Origin of the sequence: Acinetobacter sp. SH024, from assembly GCF_000163635.1 — a bacterium.
In the GTDB taxonomy this organism is placed as follows: Bacteria; Pseudomonadota; Gammaproteobacteria; order Pseudomonadales; family Moraxellaceae; genus Acinetobacter; species Acinetobacter pittii.
Window position 1 is genome coordinate 411,811 of the sequence record NZ_GG753601.1, and the last position, 20,318, is coordinate 432,128.

The following is a 20,318-nucleotide window of genomic DNA, read 5'->3' on the forward strand; positions in this document are numbered from 1 at the left end:
TTTTTTATATTTACAACTTATTGTGCGTATACAGGGAATTTTGCACAAACAGTTTCAACTTTCGCTTTTACGTCAGCAATAACTTTTTCGTCACCTTTGCTGTCAATCACGTCAGCGATCCAACCAGCAAGTTCACGAACTTCAGCTTCACCGAAACCACGAGTTGTTACCGCTGGAGTACCGATACGGATACCAGAAGTCACGAATGGAGAACGTGGGTCATTTGGAACTGAGTTTTTGTTCACAGTAATGTGAGCAGCACCTAACCAAGCATCTGCATCTTTACCAGTTACATCTTGCTTGATTAAAGATAACAAGAACAAGTGGTTGTCTGTACCGCCAGAAACAACATCATAACCACGAGCGATGAATACTTCAGCCATAGCTTGAGCATTTTTCACAACTTGTTGTTGGTAAGCTTTGAAGTCATCAGACATAGCTTCTTTGAAGCAGATTGCTTTAGCAGCAATCGCATGCATTAATGGACCACCTTGGTTACCAGGGAATACAGCTGATTGAAGTTTTTTCTCGATTTCTTCATTCGCTTTCGCAAGGATTAAACCAGAACGTGGACCACGAAGTGTTTTGTGAGTCGTCGTCGTTGTTACGTCAGCAATTTGAACTGGGTTTGGATATACACCAGCAGCAACAAGACCTGCAACGTGAGCCATATCAACAAAAAGGTAAGCGCCAACTTTGTCCGCGATGTCACGGAAACGTTGCCAATCTACAACACGGCTATAAGCAGAGAAACCAGCAACGATCATACGTGGCTTGTGCTCTAACGCTAAACGTTCAACTTCTTCGTAATCGATCTCGCCAGTTTCAGCGTTTAGACCGTATTGAACTGCATTATAAGTTTTACCAGAGAAGCTTACTTTTGCACCGTGAGTCAAGTGACCACCGTGAGCCAAGCTCATACCTAAAACTGTATCGCCCGGGTTAAGAAGCGCTAAATAAACAGCAGAGTTAGCTTGTGAACCAGCGTGTGGTTGAACGTTTGCGTAATCTGCACCAAAAAGTTCTTTAGCACGATCAATCGCCATTTGCTCGATGATATCCACATACTCGCAACCGCCATAATAGCGTTTGCCTGGATAACCTTCTGCATATTTGTTCGTAAGTTTTGATCCTTGCGCTTCCATCACAGCAGGAGAGCAATAGTTTTCAGATGCAATTAACTCGATATGTGCTTCTTGACGCTCACCTTCAGAAGCAATTGCTTGAGCTAATTCTGGATCAAATTCAGAAATGGAAATATTGGCAAACATTAGCGGGGGTCCTATAAATTAGGGCTTTTAAGCCGTGCTAAGATTGCGGCATATTGTAGCATGAACTTTATAATTAAACAGAATGAAGTTAGCTCAGTTTTAAATAAAAATGGCTCAAGTTTTATAAAAAATGAGCCATTGTTTATAAATCAAATAAAAAGCTCGTTTAAAGCTTATATTTTAAATTTATCCATCGTTAATTTTAGCTTACAACAATATTAAAAAGTCTTTAAATATCAATAACTCTATTGAGCTGCCAGTAAAGACTGAACATTTCCAACAATATTATCTACATTACTGCTCATCACCGTGCCATGATCCCAGTTACCCGTCACATAGCTATTAATTTTAGTGCCTACGACAGTGGCATTAGATATCAAAATATCAGTAGCTACTTTTGGAACAGTTGTATCAGCTACCCCCTGATAAATAATAATCGGTGTCGTGACTTTTACTTGTAAGGGCTGCGAATCTTTATCTAAAAATGTTTTAACTAGCTGAACAGCCATAAAGTTAGGTTGTGTGCGTGTATACCCGTCCAGTGTTCCATTATGATCTGTAGCATACTTAGTCATACCCTCATAAAAGGCTCCATACAATGGTCCTGAACAAAGGTTTTCTGCTTGTGCGGCAATACTTGAAATTTGTGAAGTAAATACTTGTGAATAATTAAAGGCAGGTTGTGTGTTGCGAATGCCAGCTGTAACCAAAGCTGTATATGTATCAAGCTGTGCATAGGTTGCAATTTTAATATCTATCGGTGCATTCGCAACTTGCGCCTCTCCATCTACTAAAATACCCCCTAGATTAGAAGCAGGTGCTACCGCTACTGTACCTTTATAGTCTAGTTGTGCACGACTCGCATATTGTGCAGCACCTAATGCAGCATGCCCCCCTTGTGAATGTCCTACTGTTAACCATTTTTTTGAAGTTAATAAGTTACGCTGTAATAAATAATTGCGTGTTGCAACCACCGCATCTGTAATTGAAAAAGCCTCACTTTTAACATTTAAAAAAGGATGTATGCCTGGTGTACCTAAACCCTCATAGTCAGGTGCGACCACAACATAACCTGCGGCTAGTAATTTACTAATTAAATCTTTTGTACTTTCTGCTAAAGCTGCTTTACTTGGTGCGCAAGCATCTGCCACACCCGTAGTGCCATGGGCCCAAACCACAATTGGCCAACCGCCTACTGGTGGTGGAGTATTTGGTGTAAATACCAAACTGGTTGCCTGCACTTCTTGACCACTTTGACCCAACATTTTATAAGTCAAAATACTACTTTCTGCGGCAACTGTTCCTAAGTTGGTGCTTGTGTAAGCCTCGACCTTAACCACTGGATTTTGAATATTATTGGTTGGTGTCCCTGATGGATTAGTAGGAGCTGGGCCATCATCACTACTCCCTCCTCCACAAGCGACTAAAAATAAACTCGTGCTCAGAACGCTCGTCATTAATAGGTTCATTTTCATTGGTATATCTTCCCTTAAATTCCATTTTTGTTTTGCTTTAGTTTTTTAATCAACATTTCCTAATGTCTTAAAATATTTACGCCTAATCTTTATTTTCCGCAAGTTCTATTGGATGAAATCAATCTCAGAAAACTCTATTTTTAAAATAAATTAACGTTCTCGCTACTCTCAGGCCTCACTTCATGTTTTAAAGTGGGTAGCCAACTGTTAACATTCTTGATTACTCGTGATTGATTAAAGGGCCAGTTATGCAAACCATTATTTTAGATACAGAAACACATACACTAAATGGTTTGCCAATTGAAATTGCGTATGCCCCGATTGAGATTAATGCAGGCAAGCTCACCTTAGATAAAAGCAAATTATTTGATCAACTTTATCAGGTTGGTACACCTATCTCTTACGCGGCTATGGCAGTACACCATATATTAGAGTCAGATTTAGAAAACCAGCCCCACTATAAAACTTTTAAATTGCCAGAGACTACCACTTATATTATTGGTCACAATATTGATTACGATATTGCCGCGATTGCTCGTTGTGGTGTGGATGTGTCGAATATCAAACCGATTTGTACACTAGCTTTAGCGCGCAAAACTTGGCCTGATGCAGAAGCGCATAATATTTCTGCACTCATCTATATGATTTCTCAAGGCAGCAGTAAAGCTCGAGAATTGCTCAAAGGCGCACACCGTGCCGATGCAGATATTATTTTGACTGCTAATATTTTGATGCATATTGTCTATCATTTAAATATTCAAGACATTGAAGAGCTTTACCGAGTTTCTGAAGAAGCACGTATCCCTACGACTATTAATTTTGGTAAGCATAAAGGCACAGCAATTGCTGAACTTCCTAAAGACTATATTCAATGGTTATTACGCCAAGATGAACTTGACGTCTATTTACGTAAAGCGTTAGAAGGCGCATTTTAAAGTCTTAAATAGATGATATTCATCAATTCTTCATCATATTGTCATTCTTGAGTTTTATGGTTAACCCCATTTATATTTTATTAAAAACAGTACTGTTCAACTGAGAAAATTGAACAGTCTGATTTATTTTTTATTTGGGGAAAAATGATGGCTGGTTTTTATCGAACCAATTTAGGAAGAGTCGCGCTTCAACAACGCAACATTACTTTAAATGCAAAACAAAGACGTTTACTGCTATTAATAGATCACGAAGATTTTCAAAATTTAAATAGCGAATTTAAAAAACGTATTGCATCTCCAGAGCTTATTCAACAGCTTATCGACTTAAAACTCATTGCTCCTTCTGGCGAAAATTATTCAGAATTAAATGAACAAATATCTTTCCCACAATCATCCGTAACTGCAATAGAAGCTCATCAAAAAAATACTATTGATGATAATAAAAGTGGCGATATAGTTGGAGAAATTCAGGTTACTCAATCATCATCTTTTCAACTTTCACCTACTGAAATTACCCAGCCACCAATTCGAGTTCAACAGCTCTCTTTTGAAGAAATACAACAGTTGATGAAGCAAACCTTGAGTCAATATTGTGGGCTTATGGCAAAACCACTTATTCAGAAAATAGAGCAAATAAAAACGCTTCAAGAGCTTAAAGTGTGCCAAATGCAATGGATTACCAGCTTACAGGAGTCGCGTATTCCCTCTAATGAACTAGCACATACGCTTCATTCTATTAATTATTCAATTCAATTTATTCAACAACGCATCTAAAAAACAACAAGCTGCTGTTTAATTAAGCATTAAACTCACTTGTTACCTATTTCGTGCTTTACCTATTGGTGTTTTTTTCCTATGATGTGGCCCACACATGTGCGCTCGTAGCTCAGTTGGATAGAGTACAGGTTTCCGAAGCCTGGGGTCGTGGGTTCGATCCCCGCCGGGCGCACCAATCTATTTTATAAAATCAATAACTTATATATATTTTGGCGTATATTTGGCGTAATGCGCTATTTATCCACAGGTTTAGAGGTAATTTTGCTTCTTATCAAAGGTCCATCTTTTACCGTTGTAAGTGACAGTTCCATCCAAATTAATCGGCAACTCTTTTAATGAGTAGTCATAGATTTTAAGAACATTCCCGTTCTTATCTAAATCAGCGGGCAGATTGCAAGTATTTTCCATTCTGCCCGCTTCCGAAACCATGATCATGACTTGCGACATCACAAGGCCCTTACACAAATCGAGACGTTCACATTACTATTAATAGTGTGAGCTGTGCAACCAGAGAAAAGGATGCACAGCAATGTGATGATCGATGCAATTTTAGTACGCTGACACATATAAGTTACTTCTTTAAAAAGAGTGCTCGCTCTGCTTCTCGGCGACGAACTAGGCCCTTCATAACTTTGCCACCTGCTTTGTTCCAAACTAGGAATTGATCGGCAGCGCCTTTGTAGTCACCTTTGTTAAGCAACTTTAATAAAGTCGATCCCTTAAAAGCACCTGAACCAATGTTGTAAGCCAGCGATACCAAAGCATCAAATTGGTTTTGAGATAAAGGTACACTAACCGATTCATTTACAGTCTTTTCAAATTTAGCTAAGTCGTGTTTAAAGTAGACTTTTGCTTGCTCAGGTGTGCAAGTATCGCCCTTCTTGACTTTCACGCCATTTGGATAAACTGTGGTGCCAGTACCAATGGTCCAGATGCCCACACCATCGTCATAGGCTGTGAATTGTGTGCCTTCAAAACTAGAAATTAGGTCAACGCCAACATCACTTGTGGTTTTTCCACCTGGTGCAAGCTTGTCGACCATCTTATTTAAATCGTCTACTTGTGCTTGTGTGAGTTTTCCACCAGCAATTACTCGGGCAGCGTCGAAAAATGGTTTAGTTGTCATTGGATTCACCTTTCTTTTTCTCTAACTCAGAGCTACCAAAATAAAACCCACATGCAGTTGTCATAGCCCCTGCAATAAAACCCAATGCCGTATTGATCAGATTGCTGTTTTCTCGCGGCATATCCACAAAAAATAAAGCAATCACTAAAACAAACATCAGTCCCACTAATGCGAAAGCTAGATATGCGCGAGTATTTTCACTGTTCATCTTTTTGCTTCCTCCAACCGTGATACTTTTTCTTTAATTAAAGATTGATCTTGGCTTAATTGAATAATTGAAGATCCAACCCACGCACACAATGAAAATACGATTCCTGCAAAGATGCCAAGCAGTACACGCAGCACAGAAATTCCACCATCTTGTGCTGCTGTGCGGTTTTCTAAATTGGCGACTTTGATGTCCAATGTATCTATATCCTTTTTGTTCTGTTCGCTAGTCTCTTTGTGCGCTTCATTAATGAAAGTCAGTCGAGTAACATGATCTGACAACATGCGAATATCACTCTGAATGGAGTCGATTTTCTTTTCAAATCTCAACCCATATGATTCATTTTCAGTCATGCCTTCCCCCTAATGTTAGGCAATAAAAAAGCCCTAAGCTATTGAAGCAAAGGGCTTACGGTGGTTTGTTGTGTGATTTTAATAAAGATATATTGCCAGTTTCGGCATTAAAAATCCCTAACTTATTAAAAGCTAGGGCTTGTGGTGATTTGTTGTGTTATGAAACGCTTAAATTACCCGTTGCTTCAATAAAGAATGATGCAAAGAAAGACGGATTACCCGAACTTCCAATGGGTGTTACAGATAAAATATTATTTGCAAGTGAAAACGAGAATGAGGGATGTCCGCTCGTATTCCCTTCAGTGTCCCCAGCTTTTGATATTACTGTAACTATTTGCCCGCTCGAGCCTTTGTTTACAATAAGATTGTAAGTAGCTGATGATCCAGAAGCATCTAGACTATTACCAAAAACCGCAAACACATTGATAAACCCACCGTAACTGTACGAGTTATTTTTATCTTTATTTGCTAATGTGCAAATACTCTTTGCTTGCCCTGACGAAATTGTCTGTTGCAATTTAGAGATTCTTTTAACGCTCGTGTCTACATAGTTTCTTGACAAATAATGATTGTAACCAGAGGGATAAGTCTCAGTATGAATGTTTCCGATGCTTCCACCCGAAATCAAAGTGAAATGATTACCAAATGAGCTCGATAACAAAGTAATATCATTCAAAACGCCCGTGCTGCTTTCCCACAGAGCACACCCAAGCTGGCCATAACACCCCTCAAATTTATATTTTGGATAATTGGCCATCGTGTTTTTTGCAATTGCTGTAAGTGCTGGCTGATTGAAATGTACGCTCTGAAAAGTAATCAAAGGTACGAAACCAGTTGCAGAATTGCCATTGGTTTTTATGAAATAGGGTGTCGTCTCATTTGATTCGATATACCCGCCGACAAACATAATTGGGCTGGCTGCGGTGCAATTAATAATCGCTTTTGTACAGTCATTTTGTTCAAAATCACAAGCAAAAAAATGCCATTGGGCGCCATAAGAATCCCATTCAATCATGTAGTCGTCATTACCACGTCTAAAAATACAGTTATAAAATGTATTGGCATTTGGTTCTCTTGTACCGACGACTCCCTGACATCTTATAGCTTTGAAACCAACACTATTAATAGCAGATTGATATGTTCCAAAATCACATTTTTGAAAGTCACATAGAATAATATTTGCATCTATTCCATATCTCAAAGATCGATCAAACACACAATGATCAAACGTACATTGTGATAAGTAGCCATTATCTGTACTTCTAAACGCTGTTGCTGTACCCCCAGTAGACGCCTTGAACATTAGATTTGTAAATCTTGAAGACTCTGAACTAAAGCCTGCTTTAACTGTAAAAATTGGTATATCAGCTGATGCTGTAATACTTCTTGAATGCTGAACAGCAGCCCCGTTACCTTCAATATTCAATGTTGCATTAATTTCTGTAGTTTTTGAAACATTTAAATCAAAATCAATAACCAACTTTCTTTTCAAAGAAGTAGCAAATGAAACCCCTGTTGCTAATGATGCTGAATGATCTGTATCTGTAAATTTTGCACCGCATGCAGATACAGTCAATTCAGTATTGAAGAATTGCTTAACCCAGCCGTTTATAATTGTTACACCATTATTTACGGCTGATTGATTTTTATCGTATTTAAAATGATCTCCACCTTGGAATTGATTTTCATGATAACCAGTCATCAAAACAACTTGGCCATCTATTCGCGGCTTTAATACTTCAAGTGCACTTTTCGATTTAACAACTTGAATATTTAAATCGTTAATAATTTTCTGTGTTTTCGCACCATCTTTGACATTATCAGCATCTTGATAGGCTTTTACCCAAGTTGTAGTTAATGCGTCGTAACGATAGTTGCCCAAATCTTTTACATAAATCGTGCGCCCGTCCCATACATTAGTAACACCTTCTAAGGCTTCCAATGAATCAAGATGAGTAATTGCTAAAGCATTGATAGTTCCGTCATTGATTGCTTCATCAATCATAGAGAGGAACATATCTTTTAGAATTTGATCGCCTTTAATACGGTCGGCAATTTCTTTTGAAAGATCATTTACTAATTGAGCAATATCACTTGTATTTTCATTTACGTTTTGTTGTAGGTTCTCTAGCCAATCGTCAATCGTATTTATTTGGTTTTGTAGATTGGTATCACCTGCAATACGATCAGCAATCTCTTTAACTAAAGCGAGCCAGATAACTTGATCACGATAACCAAGCTCTTGAAGTTTCCACCAGATTAAATCAAAGTCTTTATTTACAGGTGCTGGGCGGAAAGAATTGTTATAAGACTGATACTCTGTTGTTCTTCGGAAAGGAGTGTTTCTTTCAATTGTAATGAGCACACCATTAGAAGGTGCAGTATTAAAAGCTACTGAACCATTCGTTAAAGTCCAAGAGCCTACAGGAGCTTCATTCCCGTCTAGGTTTACAATTAAGTACTCTGCTTTATCACACTGGAATGGAAGTGGGAAAACTGTAGTAGTTCCATTCGCTGTATATTCTATAAATGGCGTCTGTTCTGGTACTGCCATAGCCTACCCCTAATCAAAGTCTACTGTGGCTTCGTATACGCCACCGTTTGTTCTCCAATTAGGCGTTTCTTTATACTCATCTTTGTTGTGTAATTTACCTATGCGTATAGGTTCATCAGATATTGCACCTGCTAATGAATCTAATGGATCATCAATCTGGTTCGTAACTGCTGGATTCCATGAGCGCATAATACGAACTTCAAAACTATCATCTTCTGGCTTATCTGGATCATATAAAACTGATACATGAGCCCATAGAACACCCGAATTTAATGGGCCTTCAATAGCTCCTAAAATCCTTAGGTTTTTATTCTTAGTTTCTTTTATTTCAGTTACACCACATCTAACACCTTGTTGTTTGAGGCAACTCTTTAGAACACTTGGGAAAAATCCACCTACACCATTTGTTTCAACCGTCACTCTAGTAATGTAAAACTCTTTAATTAGTTGAACTAATTGATAGACCTGTCCACCTATAATGTTGTGGCCTGATTCATCCGTAGGACCCACTTCTCCTTTCAGGCTAATAGATCTATGCCAGTACATTCGGCCTTGTTCATCATGAAGAATTAGTGCAACAGATGAGATATCTGAATCTTTCTTCCCTTCAGATGGATCAACACGTAGAGAAGCAGAAGCAATTCTGACATTGCCTAACATCATTAATGCAACGCCATTGGCATATTTTAAAGTTGGTTCACAGTCATATGGGATCAACTTGTCAGGATCAAGACGAACATCACCAATAGGCTTAGCATGTAGTTGGTATTGTGAATCCCATTCATTGATAGTTCGACACTTTTTACGTCGTTTTGTCATTTCCTGTTTAGTGAAGCGTTCAGGCCATAGTGCTTTGGCATAAAAGTCAACAAATGAATAGTCATCAAGAAGTGTTACTTTATAGCCATTGCCATGTTTTTCTATTGTGTAGTGCTTATTCTCTTCTAGGCACTTACTATATTTATGAATGCCACTAAAAACATATTCAGGATAGAAGTTTAGAACTGCTTCTCTTCGCCCCTCTATTCGATATTCATGTTCAAACATCCTTCTAATAAAGCAGTTTGCCCCAGCCTCAATCATTTCTTTATAGATTGACTCATAGCTGTGTGGAGTCCCAATAAATAGACTTGTTCCACCAGGAACTAAAATATGGGTCTGCTCTGTAAGGCTATGTTTTAATTTTTCTCGATTTTCTTCTGTGGCTACGTTCTTCTGCACTTCTACGTCATCGTTTTGGATGTGTTTGGCACGTTGTCCAGTTACGCTTGATAAAATGCCTCGCGCATACATAGAGCCATACTGTTCATCGTTAGAGCCTTCTACCCACCATTTAATGACACCACCATGAGATTTCTTTACATTATTAAGTTTACAAAGTGGGTGATTGGCAAGAATACGAACTACTGCACGACTACACTTAAGAGCATCAATATTTGTTGCTCCTTGATGTAGTACTAAATCATCAACATCACGATAGAAGCGCCAAGCATTAAATACAGTTACTATCCCTGATTTATTATGCCCACGTGGAAGCATGAGAAGGTTATCAACTTCATCAGATAGATTTTCCATCCATTCACATGTTTCAATGTGGAATAAGGGCGTTTCCCGCCCTAAGTATTCATCCCAAAGAACATAGAATTCAGCAAAAGATGCTTTCATAATTAACTATAATTTGCCTTAGCTTTTACACTTTGAATAAGAGCCTTAGCTTTATTTTTTAAATTTTCCTCATATTTTCTTTGTGTTTCTTCATCTGTACTTGCAGGCGGCAATGTTCCTCTACGATATGCAAGAACTTGCTCAACTTTTGTGATAGCTGAGGCGCATTGGTTCAGCCCCTTGTAGAGCCATACTTTATTGCCACGATCCTCAGGTGTTTCAAAACCACATTCACTTGCTGCATATGCAATTTGAATAAGGTCATCAGTCATTTTCTCAGTGAGTTCTTCTAACTCTTTTGTTTGATCATCACGCATAAAAAAGCCCTCGCATATAGTTCATATATACAAGGGCTTATGTAGTGGTATGTTGGGCGGTTTACTGGACTACACGCTCAAAGTCAGGCGATCTAATATCCGTAATATCATCACCCCAGAAACGCTCACGATCTTGTTGTCTTTCTGCTTTGCGTAAAGCCTTCTCACGATAGCCGGGTGCAATAGTGTCTTGCATTTCATCAAATACCATACGGTTAATGGCTGCTTTTGTATACCACAAGTTCTGTGCAGGAATTTTGCCTTTCACAAATTTGAAAGCTTCATTGCCAAAATTGGTGTCCTTGCCTTCATTGTACTGAGTTAAGTTGCCAACCGTTAAGCCTAAAAGGCTAGTGAAATCACTACCAAGTGGGCCGGAAACAAACGAGTTTGCATCACGACCAGAAGTATCTGTACCAGCTACAAGAATGTCACCAAGGACAGGCAAGCCACCACCAGCAACTAGTGAGCGCATAAAGAAGCTTGTAGCCTTTTTAGGATCATTACTATCATAAATTGTTTGTGGGTCGTTACCATTTAGGATTTCACGTAGTTGTACGACCAAACCACCTAGCAACGTCATACTGACCATAAGTGGTATCGCATATGCTGCCTTGCCTTTTAAGCCTTCTTGAGCCATTGCGCGACTTCCTTGTCGCATCAAGAACGAAGCCGAGAATGATTTAAATTGCATTAAGCCTTTAAATACCTCCCCTGTGATAGTTCCCTTTGCGCCTACAGTCATCCATGTACGTTCACGAAGCCCTGCCTCAATTACGGCCATTCCCTGCTCATCTAGCAAGTGTGCTTGAAGTTGTGAGGCCACTTCGTCACGGATCTTTTGTGCTAATAATTTTTTCTCCCCATCAATACTGTTTGCAAGCTTATCCATAACATACTGACGCTTAGCTTGACGTTCTGCCACTTTCGCCTGATATTCAACAAACTCATCATCTAAGGCATTTACGCGTTTATCTAAATCCTTGAACTTCTGATTAATAGACTTATTTGCACTGCTATCAGCTGCGCGCATTTTTGCACGCATCTCCGTCATTCTTCTTTCAGCATTACCCAAACGACGGCCTAGATCCTCACCGCTTTTATAGTTTCTGCGAGTGTTCCGAGCGACAGACGAATCAATTTTTTTATCTGTCTTACCTTTAATTCTCGTCTGTTCAACTGCTTTTTTGATTTCAAAATCAGTCTCAAGCTGTTGCTGTTTCAAGCCCACTAATTCTTTTAATTCGTTTAGCGCTTCAAATTCACGCTGTGCTTTTACATCGCGGCGCGTTGCATACCGATTCAAACGCTCTGATAACTTATCTTCATACACTGCCAGTTTTTCTTTAGAAAACTTCTGGCGCTTACCTAAAAGGTCATTGAAGTCTGAAAACTTACCTTGAATCTCTTTTTCAAAACCTTTGATCTTTTCATTCAATTTAGTGGCTTTTAGCTCCACTCTATTGTTTAGGCTCTCTAGTGTACGTCCTAGTTTTTTTGCCTTGTCTGTCAGGTTGTCAATGGTCTTGCCTTGCGTAATGCCATCAATAAAACCTTTCAGATCTTCCTGATTTTCAATTGTACGGATATAAGCATTCATATCAGCTTGAGCTGCTGCGGCCTCTTTCTGTGCATCAAGCAGATCCATTCGATCCTGTAGCGCCTGCTTTTCTGCCTGCGCTTGTAAATCCTTCCTGTTTGCATAATCAAGCAAGCGCTGTGAAAGACTACGCTTAACATCATCTAGCTTTTGCTCACGATTCAAAATACGCTGATCATCTAATGCATTTCGATCATTCAGTTCTTTGATCTGATCATTTATACCACTCACCAGCTGATTAACATCCTTATCCATTGCGGCTAGAAGTTTATCGTCAGGAATTTCATAGATAGAACGCGCTGACATGAGTTGATTACCTTTGCGGTCCACGACTGGTTCAGCTAATTGGAAAACCTGCCATGCTCGCTCATCTAAACCAGTGTTTGAAAGCAATTCACGGTCTTGCACATCTAGGTCATTCCAAGCTTTAGAACGGCTTAAGCGGCCGTATTTCTCCATTAGCAACTTAGTGAACCCAACTTTAGATGCCGATGTTAATGCATTGAGGAATGATACCCGCATTACTTGGGTAGCAACCCCGCTTGATATACGTGCTAATTTTTCAGATTTACCATAAGTTGATGTAAGCCCATCATCTGACCAGCGCGCAATCGAGCCTAACATTTCCTCAGTAGCCAATCCTAAACTATGTGCTTGCTCCCGATCTGCTTTATTGGCTGGGTTAAGCTGTTCGATTAGTCCACCAAAAGCTTTACGGTAAGACACGTTATGCACACTAGCATTTTTAGCAATAGTTGCTTGATCTGCCAGTGATGCAATTGTGGTGCCTCCTAACATTGAAGCTACATTCATTGAGCGATAAGCAATACCAAGATTTGCTAAAACTTGTGATTGTGGAGTATTACCACCGCTAAGTTCATCAAACATAACCTGAGCACGTTTGCGGCTGCTCTTGGTCTGGTTTTCTTCAATCCCCTTTTCCCAGTCCTTTTTGGCTGCGGCATCCATCAAAATTTTTAAAGCTGTTTTTGGATTACTACCTAAGTTCTCAACCATGGCAATATCTTTCGATAAGCCATTAATGTGAGCTTCAACCAGATCAACAAATTGCATGCCGCCGAAATCAGATTGATATTCAAGCCATGATTCAGCATCTTTAAAATGCAATACACGACTTTCACCATGACGATTAGTCACTTTGGACGTACCGCCGCCCGTAGCTTGTCGTCCTACCTCAATTTTATTTGCACCATCACTTGATAAGGTGTCATAGGTATATTCAAGCAATGAGCGTATTTCTTGCTGTGAGTAGTAATCGCCGTTCTCATGCACATATTGACGGGTATCAATTAATGATTCAGCTTTGCTAACCCATGCTTGTTTACCAGCCTGAGCAATTTTTTCTAAGTTGTGAGTTTGAGGTAGTCCCCAATTATCCAGCTTCCCAATGTCGCCCCCGTTCCGGTTAAAGCGGTCACGCATTGTTTCAAAAACATCACCCATCTTGTCACTAATTTTCTTGGCTAATGCGTCTCCTGTGCTTTCCCCAAAGCGCTCACGAACAATTTTTTGCACCAATTCTTGATCTGTGAAAATCCCTAAGCCACCCTTAATATTGGTGTAGAAGTCCACCAGCTCACCGCGATAGATAGCAGCAATACCACGTGCTTTTGAATCAATTGACTGGATGCCAGACATATCACCATGAGCCGCAACCATACGGTCTATGACTTCCATTGACGATAGTTTGCCATGGTCTAAAGCTGCGATGTTTTGCGATTGTTTTAAAATATCTTGAGCAGCAATTTTATGTTTGCGCTTCAACTGTTCTTGAATATCGATAGCAACTTGCTTTGCTGCCTCAGTTAATTTTTCAGCATCGGAAAGGTTACGCCAGTTATTAATATCTTTGCGTGCAAGATTACGCATCGTTTCATTAATACGTGCTTCAATATCCGTTGCTTCTTGAGCTGTAAGGGATTGCTTGCCAAGTGCTTTAGCTACCGCTTGTTTGCATTGTTCTTTCATAAAAAATGCCCAAATAGTTTTAGCTATCTGAGCATTTAATTTGTGGGGTTTTGTTGGGTAATGGAATTAACTTAATTCTAAATATTGCTTAGCATTCTGATAAGCTTTCTGCATCTCTACATTAAAATTATTTAACCACTCTGGATCATCTTTGAAACTTTCTTGAGCTAAATTAATTGCATTTTGATAATCCATTTCAAGAAATTCAGGATAATTTCTAATATAGGTCTCGGTATACCAATCTAAATGCTTTTCATCAAGGAAATTGTTTTTTTGCTCGATTAGTTTATCTTTAATTTCTTCAATGTTCATAAGTACACCTACAATATTGGATTAATTTTTGCATTAGGATGGCGCCCTACATACAGCCATCTATTTTGGCTTGGCACCCATTCGAATACACGGCCACCTTCATCCATCTTATTGAATAAAGGGCCGGCATAATGTGTTGCGTCAAGAGGCGTGCCAGTCATTAGTTCCGACAATGTAATTCCTGTCAGATTCTTATCTGCCACTTCATTCCAATATCTTTGTGTATACCACTTCTCAGTTTCCCAACAGTACACATCATCAAGTAACTTGGTTTTGATTGCATCTTTTAACTTATTTATGCCACCAAATTTATGTATTTTTTCTGTCTGATACATCTTTGATACCTCTATCAAAAACCTGATTATGGGGGTGGCAACTGTTCAGGTTAAACAGCTTTTCGGTGATCAGCCTAGCCACAAATTGATTATACATTAGCCAAATTGCAAAGCACAGTTTAATGCGGTTTGTGCTGCTAAAATATCAAGCTCAGATTGCTTAATTTCTGCTTCAAGCTCAGCGTGATAGTCACGTAATTTCATGGTGAACTCTTCTGGCTCACCAAGTGAATTAATACGACTTACTGCAATCGGCTGATCAGGATTTGAGAAAATCACATCTAGCGCGGCTTGCTCTTCTGGTGTTTCACCAAACAAAGAGCCTTGTCGCGGGTCGCCCATGTTTTCAACGGACTGAATTTCAGAGCTAATGGATTCACCAATTGCCTTTGCGCTCTTGCGGTTATTATCAAATACCTCAAGAAATCTTCTTGCTCCATCACTTAACCCATCATCAATAAGTTGACCTTGATCTAAATAATCACGTACTTGCTGACCATTCGCCTTAATGTCTGTAAGCTTTTGCGCTGCCTGCGCTAAGTCTTTAGAAATAGAATTTTCAAAGCGCCCACCTTGTTTCACTAAATCATTGAGCTGTGATAATTGCGGAGCTGCGCGGAGTAATGCATTTAGTACGTTTTTACTATCATCATCTAAGTTTTCAGATAGACGGGTTACAAGATTTGAATCACCGTACGCACGTTGGACAATTGCTGATTCAATTCGGCGTTTACCTTCTTGAGATAAACGACCATCACTTGTGATTACCGAGCCGCGCTCAGACTGTGGCAATTGGTCTACAAAACTACGGATATAATCCATTGAGCCATCAATATTGATAGCACCATCACTATTAATTTTAAGTAGCGTTGAATCTGGCAAACGATCTGCATCACTTAAAGCGCGCTCAGTTGCGCTAAATTGCGCCACATCACTTTCATTGGCTAAACGCGAGAAAGCTACACGATCAACGTCACTAAGGCGTGTACGCACTAAAACAGGCTGATTTAAACCTGAAATATCCATACCCCTTTCGTTTGCCCAATTCTGGATAAAGTCGCGGTACGCTTCTGCACGGCCATTTTCATAAGCTCGCCCAATTGCTAATGTACGCCCATTACCAGACTCAACAACGTTATCGGGGCCAATAATCGGCGCACCATCAGAAAGTTTGTAAGACTCGCCTAATAGTTCAGGTTTTAAGTCATCGGCTATACGTTCAATTTGCTGACGTGATGCTTCACGGGTTCGGTCACGTGGTTGTAATTCACTTGGGTAAAGTGGATTTACGCCATACAAGCGGTCATTTGATGCAACTAAATCGGCCCAATCTTTAACTTCATAAGCAAAGTCATAGCTTGAACCATCCATCCCATAAGCTGTGCTTGGTTCACCATAACGTGAACTTAATTGGTTCCACTTGTTGCGCCACTTATTGATAGCCTGACCAACGGTCATACCTGACATGCCGTTGTTTTTCACAATAGCATTTGCGTTTTTAGAATCGTACGAACGAACCACATCAATTAATGGGCGGTTAGGATCTGCTTCGAGGACTTTGACAGCGCCCCCTGGTCCTAACAAATGACCTAAGTACTGCTCATGTGCTACAGGTTCACGGCCTAAGCTTTTACGGATATAGTTATTCGCTTGCTTGATATGCTTTAAACCGATGCGAATTTGTTCATCAACATTATTACGATCTTTACCGCCTAAGTTTTTCCATGAATCATCCAAGACTTGGAAAAGACCATAAGCGCTTGAAGTTGGGTTTTTGGCTGTATGACTAAATCTCCCACCTGTTTCGATATGACTAATCGTCAACGCAACACTTGGGTCTACTCCGTCTTGTTTTGCGCGTAGTGCGATTTGTTTAGCATTGGTGGGTAATGAGCTATTCGCATAGTCGAAAGTGGCTTTACGCGCCTCTCCTTGCACTGTATTAGGCACACTCACAGTCTGACCTTTTAGAATCTGGTCGGTAGCTGCATCTAAGTTTTGATAGTGCTTGTTTTGCTGAACTGGATCTGTAGTACGTACCGGCAGAGTTGTATCTTCAAACTCAAAACTATTTCTTACCAGAGTGTCATTAATTTGGTCATTTCGAGTTTCAATATCATCTGCATTCAGCTGATTAATTTCGGCATCAACGTCTTGGTCTAACTGTTTTTGTCTTGAACCTAAATAACGTGCACCACCGAATAGCAACGCATTTAAAGCCAGATCAGTTGCTACAGATTCGCCAGTAACTTCAAATTGCTTGGCTTCTTTTTCATTGCCAGCGGCTTTAAGAATTTGATTGCTTGTATATTGAACGCCTGTATTTAAAGCTGTTGCCCCGCCCACTGATAAAGCAGCATCACCAACTAAACCACCTGTACCGCGAAATCCGTAACTCATTGGTAAAGCTGTGCCAATAGCATCACCAACGGCATTTATTCCGGCAACTTGTAAAGCTGTATTCTCATCAACTCCTTTACGGGTTAAATCAGTGTATATGTAATTACCAGTTGAGCCACCTGTAAGCGTTGCAGCGCCAAGCGTACCACCTGTTGCAGCACCTAAAGCACCGCGCCACAAATAATCCCCAGCACCAACACCGAAGCGGCCCACAATACCTGTATTTTCTTTGTCTTCTAGTTTATCAATCGCCCCATAAACCAAATTATCACGGGCTTTTTCGCGCTTCGCTTTGTACTCTTCGTACGGTTCAATAAATTCATTAGTAGATACGTCTTTCAAGGTATAGCTAACACGGTCTACTACCGCATCGATCGGTGCTGAAATAGCATCACCAACTTTGTTTAGACCAATTGCAGCACCACGGAATGGTGAAGAAATAGCACCAGAAAAGGCGCTAGGCTCATTAGGTCGAATGTCAGGATGCTGCAAGCCTTTACTATTTAATTCTTCAAAGTCTTGCTGATTTTCGCTAGATAAATCTGATAACCAGTTACTCATTACTTAGTTACCCCATTCATGCGGATACGCCAAACAGCACCTTTCACAACCAATGGGCGGCCGGGTTCATTGATTAGGTCATACATCAAATCACCATTAGCAGCTTTAGTCGGTGAACGTGCTAAACGGAAGTTATCCAGATCATTTACTGACATGCCTGTAGCTTTTGAAATGTCTGCATAGCCTTTCTGGATTTTAGCTTCAAAAGTTTCATCCTTCATGCCGTAAGGCTTTGACACTTTCCAGTCAGATATACCTCGATCGGTATAGTCCTTGAATCGCCCGCTTTGTGTATAAACACCACCAGTAGCAAGGCCCAATGCAGTGCGGCCTATATCTTCTTTGTATTCGTCAGCATCTTTATGGGTTTGCCCACGTGCTTCGGTTAAATACGCATAGATAGACTGGAATGCAGCGTAGTTAAGATTGGCGGTTTCACCTGATACAGATTGCCCTACGTACTGATTAAACTTTTCCTTAAGCAAAGCGTCTTTCGGTTGAATCATTTGTTTATTTTTAAGGGCTTGTTTGCCCGCAACGATTGCCGTTGCTACATCTAACCCCGCATCAGAACGGAAATTATTAGCACGTGCATAACCTGCCATTTGATAAGCAGCATCACCATTCCCCAACTGACCTAATGCTTCACCCCAAATTTTTGCACCATTCTTCACACCTTTAGTTTGGTTGATCATGGAGCTAATTAAGTCTAGCTTCTGATTAACATTTGCTTCTTCCCAAGCTTGTTTTGCAGCTGGAAGCGCTTCATTAGGAATAGGCTTAATCGTTGCGTTTGGGTCCTTGTCACGTTGTGCAACTTGATAAGAACCAATAGTCACAATATTTTTAGCAAAGTCACTTGGATTAACTTTTAGGGTTAATGGGTTTACCTCTGGTAGCTCAATACCCTTTTCGCGCAATGCCTGAGTCGGATTTTCCTTAGCGGTTTTAAGCTTGTTGTCGTAAATGCTTTGATAAGTGCTTAAAATTTTGTTTTCTGCTACAGGATTGGCAGATGAGCTATTCTTCATCTTTGCCTTACGACTATTAATCTCAGCAAGTTGTTGATCAGTAGTTAGGCCCTGAAACCGCATGAAATCAGCAGATTGTTTTTTATAAAACTGATATTCCGCTTCTGACGGTGTGCCTTTAACCGCCTGTTCAACATCATTTTGATATCTCATATCTAATGGACGACCAGTCAAAGTACTTTGAATAAACTCATTAACGACCTTTTCAGCTTCATTAATCCGCTTGTTTTCTTGTACTTGCTGACGTTGTTGCAATGTAGTGATTTTGCTTTGAATTTCGGTCTGAAACTTTTGAACTGCCGACCCATCAATAAACTTATAGTCTTTTAGACCTGTCGCAACTTCTTGAAGTCCTTCAACACTGTTTTGAGCAATTGCGGTAGTGATACGCGAGTTAATATCCGTAATGTCGCGTGTTGTCTCATATTTATTTGTGAGCTCACTTTTCTGTGCTTCTGACAATGGTAGGCCAACAATATTTTTTAAGAGATATTCTTTCCCTGCCTCACGATCCATACGTGTTGCTACATCGAAGAACCGATCAGCTAAAACCCCGCCCTTCTGCGCGTCTGCACGCAACTGTAAAGGCATGAACGAAGAACGCTGGCGTGTAACATTGCTATCCCAATATTTTTTTAAATCGTCCTGAGCGTGACCCGGCAAGCTAGTTTGAAGCTCTGTGAATTTAGTGTTTGACCATGTATTTAACTCTTCATCAGCTTGCTGTGTATTAATTACACCATTGCCAAGGCGATTTTTTATGTCTACCACTTTGTCATTGAAATCAGTAGACAATGATTCATCAAGCTTTAACTTACCTTCTTTTTCTGCAAGTTGGTTGTTGTAAAGCTCTAAATTTTTGGCTGTAACCTCTTGCTGACGCTGCTGGTCGTCACGGGCTTGTATAGCCCCACCAATAGAACGGCCAATTTCAGCCAAGCCAGTATTAGGCGTAAACGATTGCATTTGAGCTTGTGGTGCTTCACGACCACGAGAAATAGGAATTCGCATTATTTCCACCCACCATAAGCTTGAGCAACAGTATCAATGATGTTACTCGTCGCCTTCATACCGTAATTATTACGTTGTGCCTTACCTTGTCGGCGTACATCAGCAGCCGCATAACCCGCTTGCAGTTGGTTTAATAAGGCGTTGTAAGATGCGTCTGAAATAATTTCATCACTAATTACAACCGGAGCACCTACATTTACATCCAAGCCATTTTCAGCAGCCGCAGCCATAGCGCTTGATGCGTCACGCTGCCCTTGTTCCTTAATCTTTTTGCTCTGAACTTTAGAAACGGATTGAATTGTTTTTGCATTACCCTTAGCTGTAGCGTCTGCCATAAGCGCATTTGAAATATTGCCAACGGCTTCAAGTCCCGAAGAAATAGCACCACCTTTGCACAT

At 40.0% G+C, this 20,318-nt stretch carries 18 protein-coding genes and 1 tRNA gene; 4 read left to right on the forward strand and 15 right to left on the reverse strand.

The features are described 5' to 3' along the window. Positions 1-17: 17 nt before the first annotated feature. Positions 18-1,271, reverse strand: a complete 1,254-nt coding sequence (gene glyA, locus HMPREF0013_RS14565) for a serine hydroxymethyltransferase (protein ID WP_002118126.1) — start codon at positions 1,269-1,271, stop codon at positions 18-20. 60 nt (positions 1,272-1,331) lie between these two features. Between glyA and HMPREF0013_RS24590 the strand changes: the two genes are divergently transcribed. Next, a complete protein-coding gene (locus HMPREF0013_RS24590) occupies positions 1,332-1,493 on the forward strand; it encodes a hypothetical protein (protein ID WP_002118133.1) in 162 nt (53 codons plus the stop codon). A 23-nt stretch (positions 1,494-1,516) separates the two neighbouring features. Here HMPREF0013_RS24590 and HMPREF0013_RS14570 read toward each other — a convergent pair whose 3' ends face one another. Beyond that, positions 1,517-2,746, reverse strand: a complete 1,230-nt coding sequence (locus HMPREF0013_RS14570) for an alpha/beta hydrolase (RefSeq protein ID WP_002118250.1) — start codon at positions 2,744-2,746, stop codon at positions 1,517-1,519. A gap of 248 nt (positions 2,747-2,994) precedes the next feature. Between HMPREF0013_RS14570 and HMPREF0013_RS14575 the strand changes: the two genes are divergently transcribed. The 3 genes from HMPREF0013_RS14575 (at position 2,995) to HMPREF0013_RS14585 (ending at position 4,633) form a co-directional block, all read left to right on the forward strand. Next, positions 2,995-3,681 carry a putative quorum-sensing-regulated virulence factor gene (locus HMPREF0013_RS14575; RefSeq protein ID WP_002118253.1) on the forward strand — a complete coding sequence of 229 codons (687 nt, stop codon included), beginning with the start codon at positions 2,995-2,997 and terminating at the stop codon, positions 3,679-3,681. A 144-nt stretch (positions 3,682-3,825) separates the two neighbouring features. After that, on the forward strand, positions 3,826-4,455 hold the full coding sequence (locus HMPREF0013_RS14580; protein ID WP_005803659.1) for a hypothetical protein: 630 nt from the start codon (positions 3,826-3,828) through the stop codon (positions 4,453-4,455). A gap of 101 nt (positions 4,456-4,556) precedes the next feature. After that, positions 4,557-4,633: transfer RNA gene (locus tag HMPREF0013_RS14585), tRNA-Arg, on the forward strand. Positions 4,634-4,707: 74 nt separating this feature from the next. Here HMPREF0013_RS14585 and HMPREF0013_RS14590 read toward each other — a convergent pair. The 13 genes from HMPREF0013_RS14590 to HMPREF0013_RS14650 all read right to left on the reverse strand — a co-directional run bounded on the left by HMPREF0013_RS14590 (position 4,708) and on the right by HMPREF0013_RS14650 (position 20,318). After that, a complete protein-coding gene (locus HMPREF0013_RS14590) occupies positions 4,708-4,905 on the reverse strand; it encodes a hypothetical protein (protein ID WP_000084539.1) in 198 nt (65 codons plus the stop codon). A gap of 124 nt (positions 4,906-5,029) precedes the next feature. Further along, on the reverse strand, positions 5,030-5,584 hold the full coding sequence (locus HMPREF0013_RS14595) for a lysozyme (RefSeq protein ID WP_025464123.1): 555 nt from the start codon (positions 5,582-5,584) through the stop codon (positions 5,030-5,032). Continuing rightward, positions 5,574-5,792 (reverse strand): hypothetical protein, encoded by a 219-nt coding sequence (locus HMPREF0013_RS14600; protein ID WP_001083663.1) that lies wholly within the window; start codon positions 5,790-5,792, stop codon positions 5,574-5,576. Before HMPREF0013_RS14600 ends, HMPREF0013_RS14595 begins: the two co-directional genes overlap by 11 nt. Beyond that, on the reverse strand, positions 5,789-6,145 hold the full coding sequence (locus tag HMPREF0013_RS14605; protein WP_000138205.1) for a hypothetical protein: 357 nt from the start codon (positions 6,143-6,145) through the stop codon (positions 5,789-5,791). Before HMPREF0013_RS14605 ends, HMPREF0013_RS14600 begins: the two co-directional genes overlap by 4 nt. Positions 6,146-6,302: 157 nt before the next feature. Further along, the gene (locus HMPREF0013_RS14610) at positions 6,303-8,699 is read right to left on the reverse strand and encodes a hypothetical protein (RefSeq protein WP_005803665.1); all 2,397 of its coding nucleotides are present in this window, start codon (positions 8,697-8,699) and stop codon (positions 6,303-6,305) included. Between the two features lie 9 nt (positions 8,700-8,708). Further along, the gene (gene terL / locus HMPREF0013_RS14615) at positions 8,709-10,364 is read right to left on the reverse strand and encodes a phage terminase large subunit (protein WP_005803667.1); all 1,656 of its coding nucleotides are present in this window, start codon (positions 10,362-10,364) and stop codon (positions 8,709-8,711) included. A 2-nt stretch (positions 10,365-10,366) separates the two neighbouring features. Further along, entirely contained in the window at positions 10,367-10,681 is a 315-nt protein-coding gene (locus HMPREF0013_RS14620; RefSeq protein ID WP_005803669.1) for a hypothetical protein, read from the reverse strand. A gap of 61 nt (positions 10,682-10,742) precedes the next feature. Next, on the reverse strand, positions 10,743-14,270 hold the full coding sequence (locus HMPREF0013_RS14625; protein WP_005803671.1) for a hypothetical protein: 3,528 nt from the start codon (positions 14,268-14,270) through the stop codon (positions 10,743-10,745). Positions 14,271-14,336: 66 nt separating this feature from the next. Beyond that, a complete protein-coding gene (locus HMPREF0013_RS14630; protein WP_005803673.1) occupies positions 14,337-14,582 on the reverse strand; it encodes a hypothetical protein in 246 nt (81 codons plus the stop codon). Positions 14,583-14,590: 8 nt separating this feature from the next. Continuing rightward, on the reverse strand, positions 14,591-14,917 hold the full coding sequence (locus HMPREF0013_RS14635; protein WP_005803675.1) for a hypothetical protein: 327 nt from the start codon (positions 14,915-14,917) through the stop codon (positions 14,591-14,593). A 96-nt stretch (positions 14,918-15,013) separates the two neighbouring features. After that, complete coding sequence (locus tag HMPREF0013_RS14640) at positions 15,014-17,878, reverse strand: hypothetical protein (RefSeq protein ID WP_005803676.1); 2,865 nt, start codon at positions 17,876-17,878, stop codon at positions 15,014-15,016. After that, complete coding sequence (locus tag HMPREF0013_RS14645; protein WP_025464124.1) at positions 17,878-19,920, reverse strand: hypothetical protein; 2,043 nt, start codon at positions 19,918-19,920, stop codon at positions 17,878-17,880. The genes HMPREF0013_RS14640 and HMPREF0013_RS14645 overlap by 1 nt, the downstream gene beginning before the upstream one ends. Next, positions 19,920-20,318, reverse strand: coding sequence for a hypothetical protein (locus HMPREF0013_RS14650; RefSeq protein WP_005803679.1), 399 nt, complete (start codon positions 20,316-20,318; stop codon positions 19,920-19,922). The genes HMPREF0013_RS14645 and HMPREF0013_RS14650 overlap by 1 nt, the downstream gene beginning before the upstream one ends.

What these genes read in the sequence shown, in the direction of transcription:
- glyA (WP_002118126.1), bottom strand. Translation starts at nt 1,271, where the DNA reads ATGTTTGCCAATATTTCCATTTCTGAATTTGATCCAGAATTAGCTCAA.
- HMPREF0013_RS24590 (WP_002118133.1), top strand. Translation starts at nt 1,332, where the DNA reads ATGAACTTTATAATTAAACAGAATGAAGTTAGCTCAGTTTTAAATAAA.
- HMPREF0013_RS14570 (WP_002118250.1), bottom strand. Translation starts at nt 2,746, where the DNA reads ATGAAAATGAACCTATTAATGACGAGCGTTCTGAGCACGAGTTTATTT.
- HMPREF0013_RS14575 (WP_002118253.1), top strand. Translation starts at nt 2,995, where the DNA reads ATGCAAACCATTATTTTAGATACAGAAACACATACACTAAATGGTTTG.
- HMPREF0013_RS14580 (WP_005803659.1), top strand. Translation starts at nt 3,826, where the DNA reads ATGATGGCTGGTTTTTATCGAACCAATTTAGGAAGAGTCGCGCTTCAA.
- HMPREF0013_RS14590 (WP_000084539.1), bottom strand. Translation starts at nt 4,905, where the DNA reads ATGTCGCAAGTCATGATCATGGTTTCGGAAGCGGGCAGAATGGAAAAT.
- HMPREF0013_RS14595 (WP_025464123.1), bottom strand. Translation starts at nt 5,584, where the DNA reads ATGACAACTAAACCATTTTTCGACGCTGCCCGAGTAATTGCTGGTGGA.
- HMPREF0013_RS14600 (WP_001083663.1), bottom strand. Translation starts at nt 5,792, where the DNA reads ATGAACAGTGAAAATACTCGCGCATATCTAGCTTTCGCATTAGTGGGA.
- HMPREF0013_RS14605 (WP_000138205.1), bottom strand. Translation starts at nt 6,145, where the DNA reads ATGACTGAAAATGAATCATATGGGTTGAGATTTGAAAAGAAAATCGAC.
- HMPREF0013_RS14610 (WP_005803665.1), bottom strand. Translation starts at nt 8,699, where the DNA reads ATGGCAGTACCAGAACAGACGCCATTTATAGAATATACAGCGAATGGA.
- terL (WP_005803667.1), bottom strand. Translation starts at nt 10,364, where the DNA reads ATGAAAGCATCTTTTGCTGAATTCTATGTTCTTTGGGATGAATACTTA.
- HMPREF0013_RS14620 (WP_005803669.1), bottom strand. Translation starts at nt 10,681, where the DNA reads ATGCGTGATGATCAAACAAAAGAGTTAGAAGAACTCACTGAGAAAATG.
- HMPREF0013_RS14625 (WP_005803671.1), bottom strand. Translation starts at nt 14,270, where the DNA reads ATGAAAGAACAATGCAAACAAGCGGTAGCTAAAGCACTTGGCAAGCAA.
- HMPREF0013_RS14630 (WP_005803673.1), bottom strand. Translation starts at nt 14,582, where the DNA reads ATGAACATTGAAGAAATTAAAGATAAACTAATCGAGCAAAAAAACAAT.
- HMPREF0013_RS14635 (WP_005803675.1), bottom strand. Translation starts at nt 14,917, where the DNA reads ATGTATCAGACAGAAAAAATACATAAATTTGGTGGCATAAATAAGTTA.
- HMPREF0013_RS14640 (WP_005803676.1), bottom strand. Translation starts at nt 17,878, where the DNA reads ATGAGTAACTGGTTATCAGATTTATCTAGCGAAAATCAGCAAGACTTT.
- HMPREF0013_RS14645 (WP_025464124.1), bottom strand. Translation starts at nt 19,920, where the DNA reads ATGCGAATTCCTATTTCTCGTGGTCGTGAAGCACCACAAGCTCAAATG.
- HMPREF0013_RS14650 (WP_005803679.1), bottom strand. Translation starts at nt 20,318, where the DNA reads ATGTGCAAAGGTGGTGCTATTTCTTCGGGACTTGAAGCCGTTGGCAAT.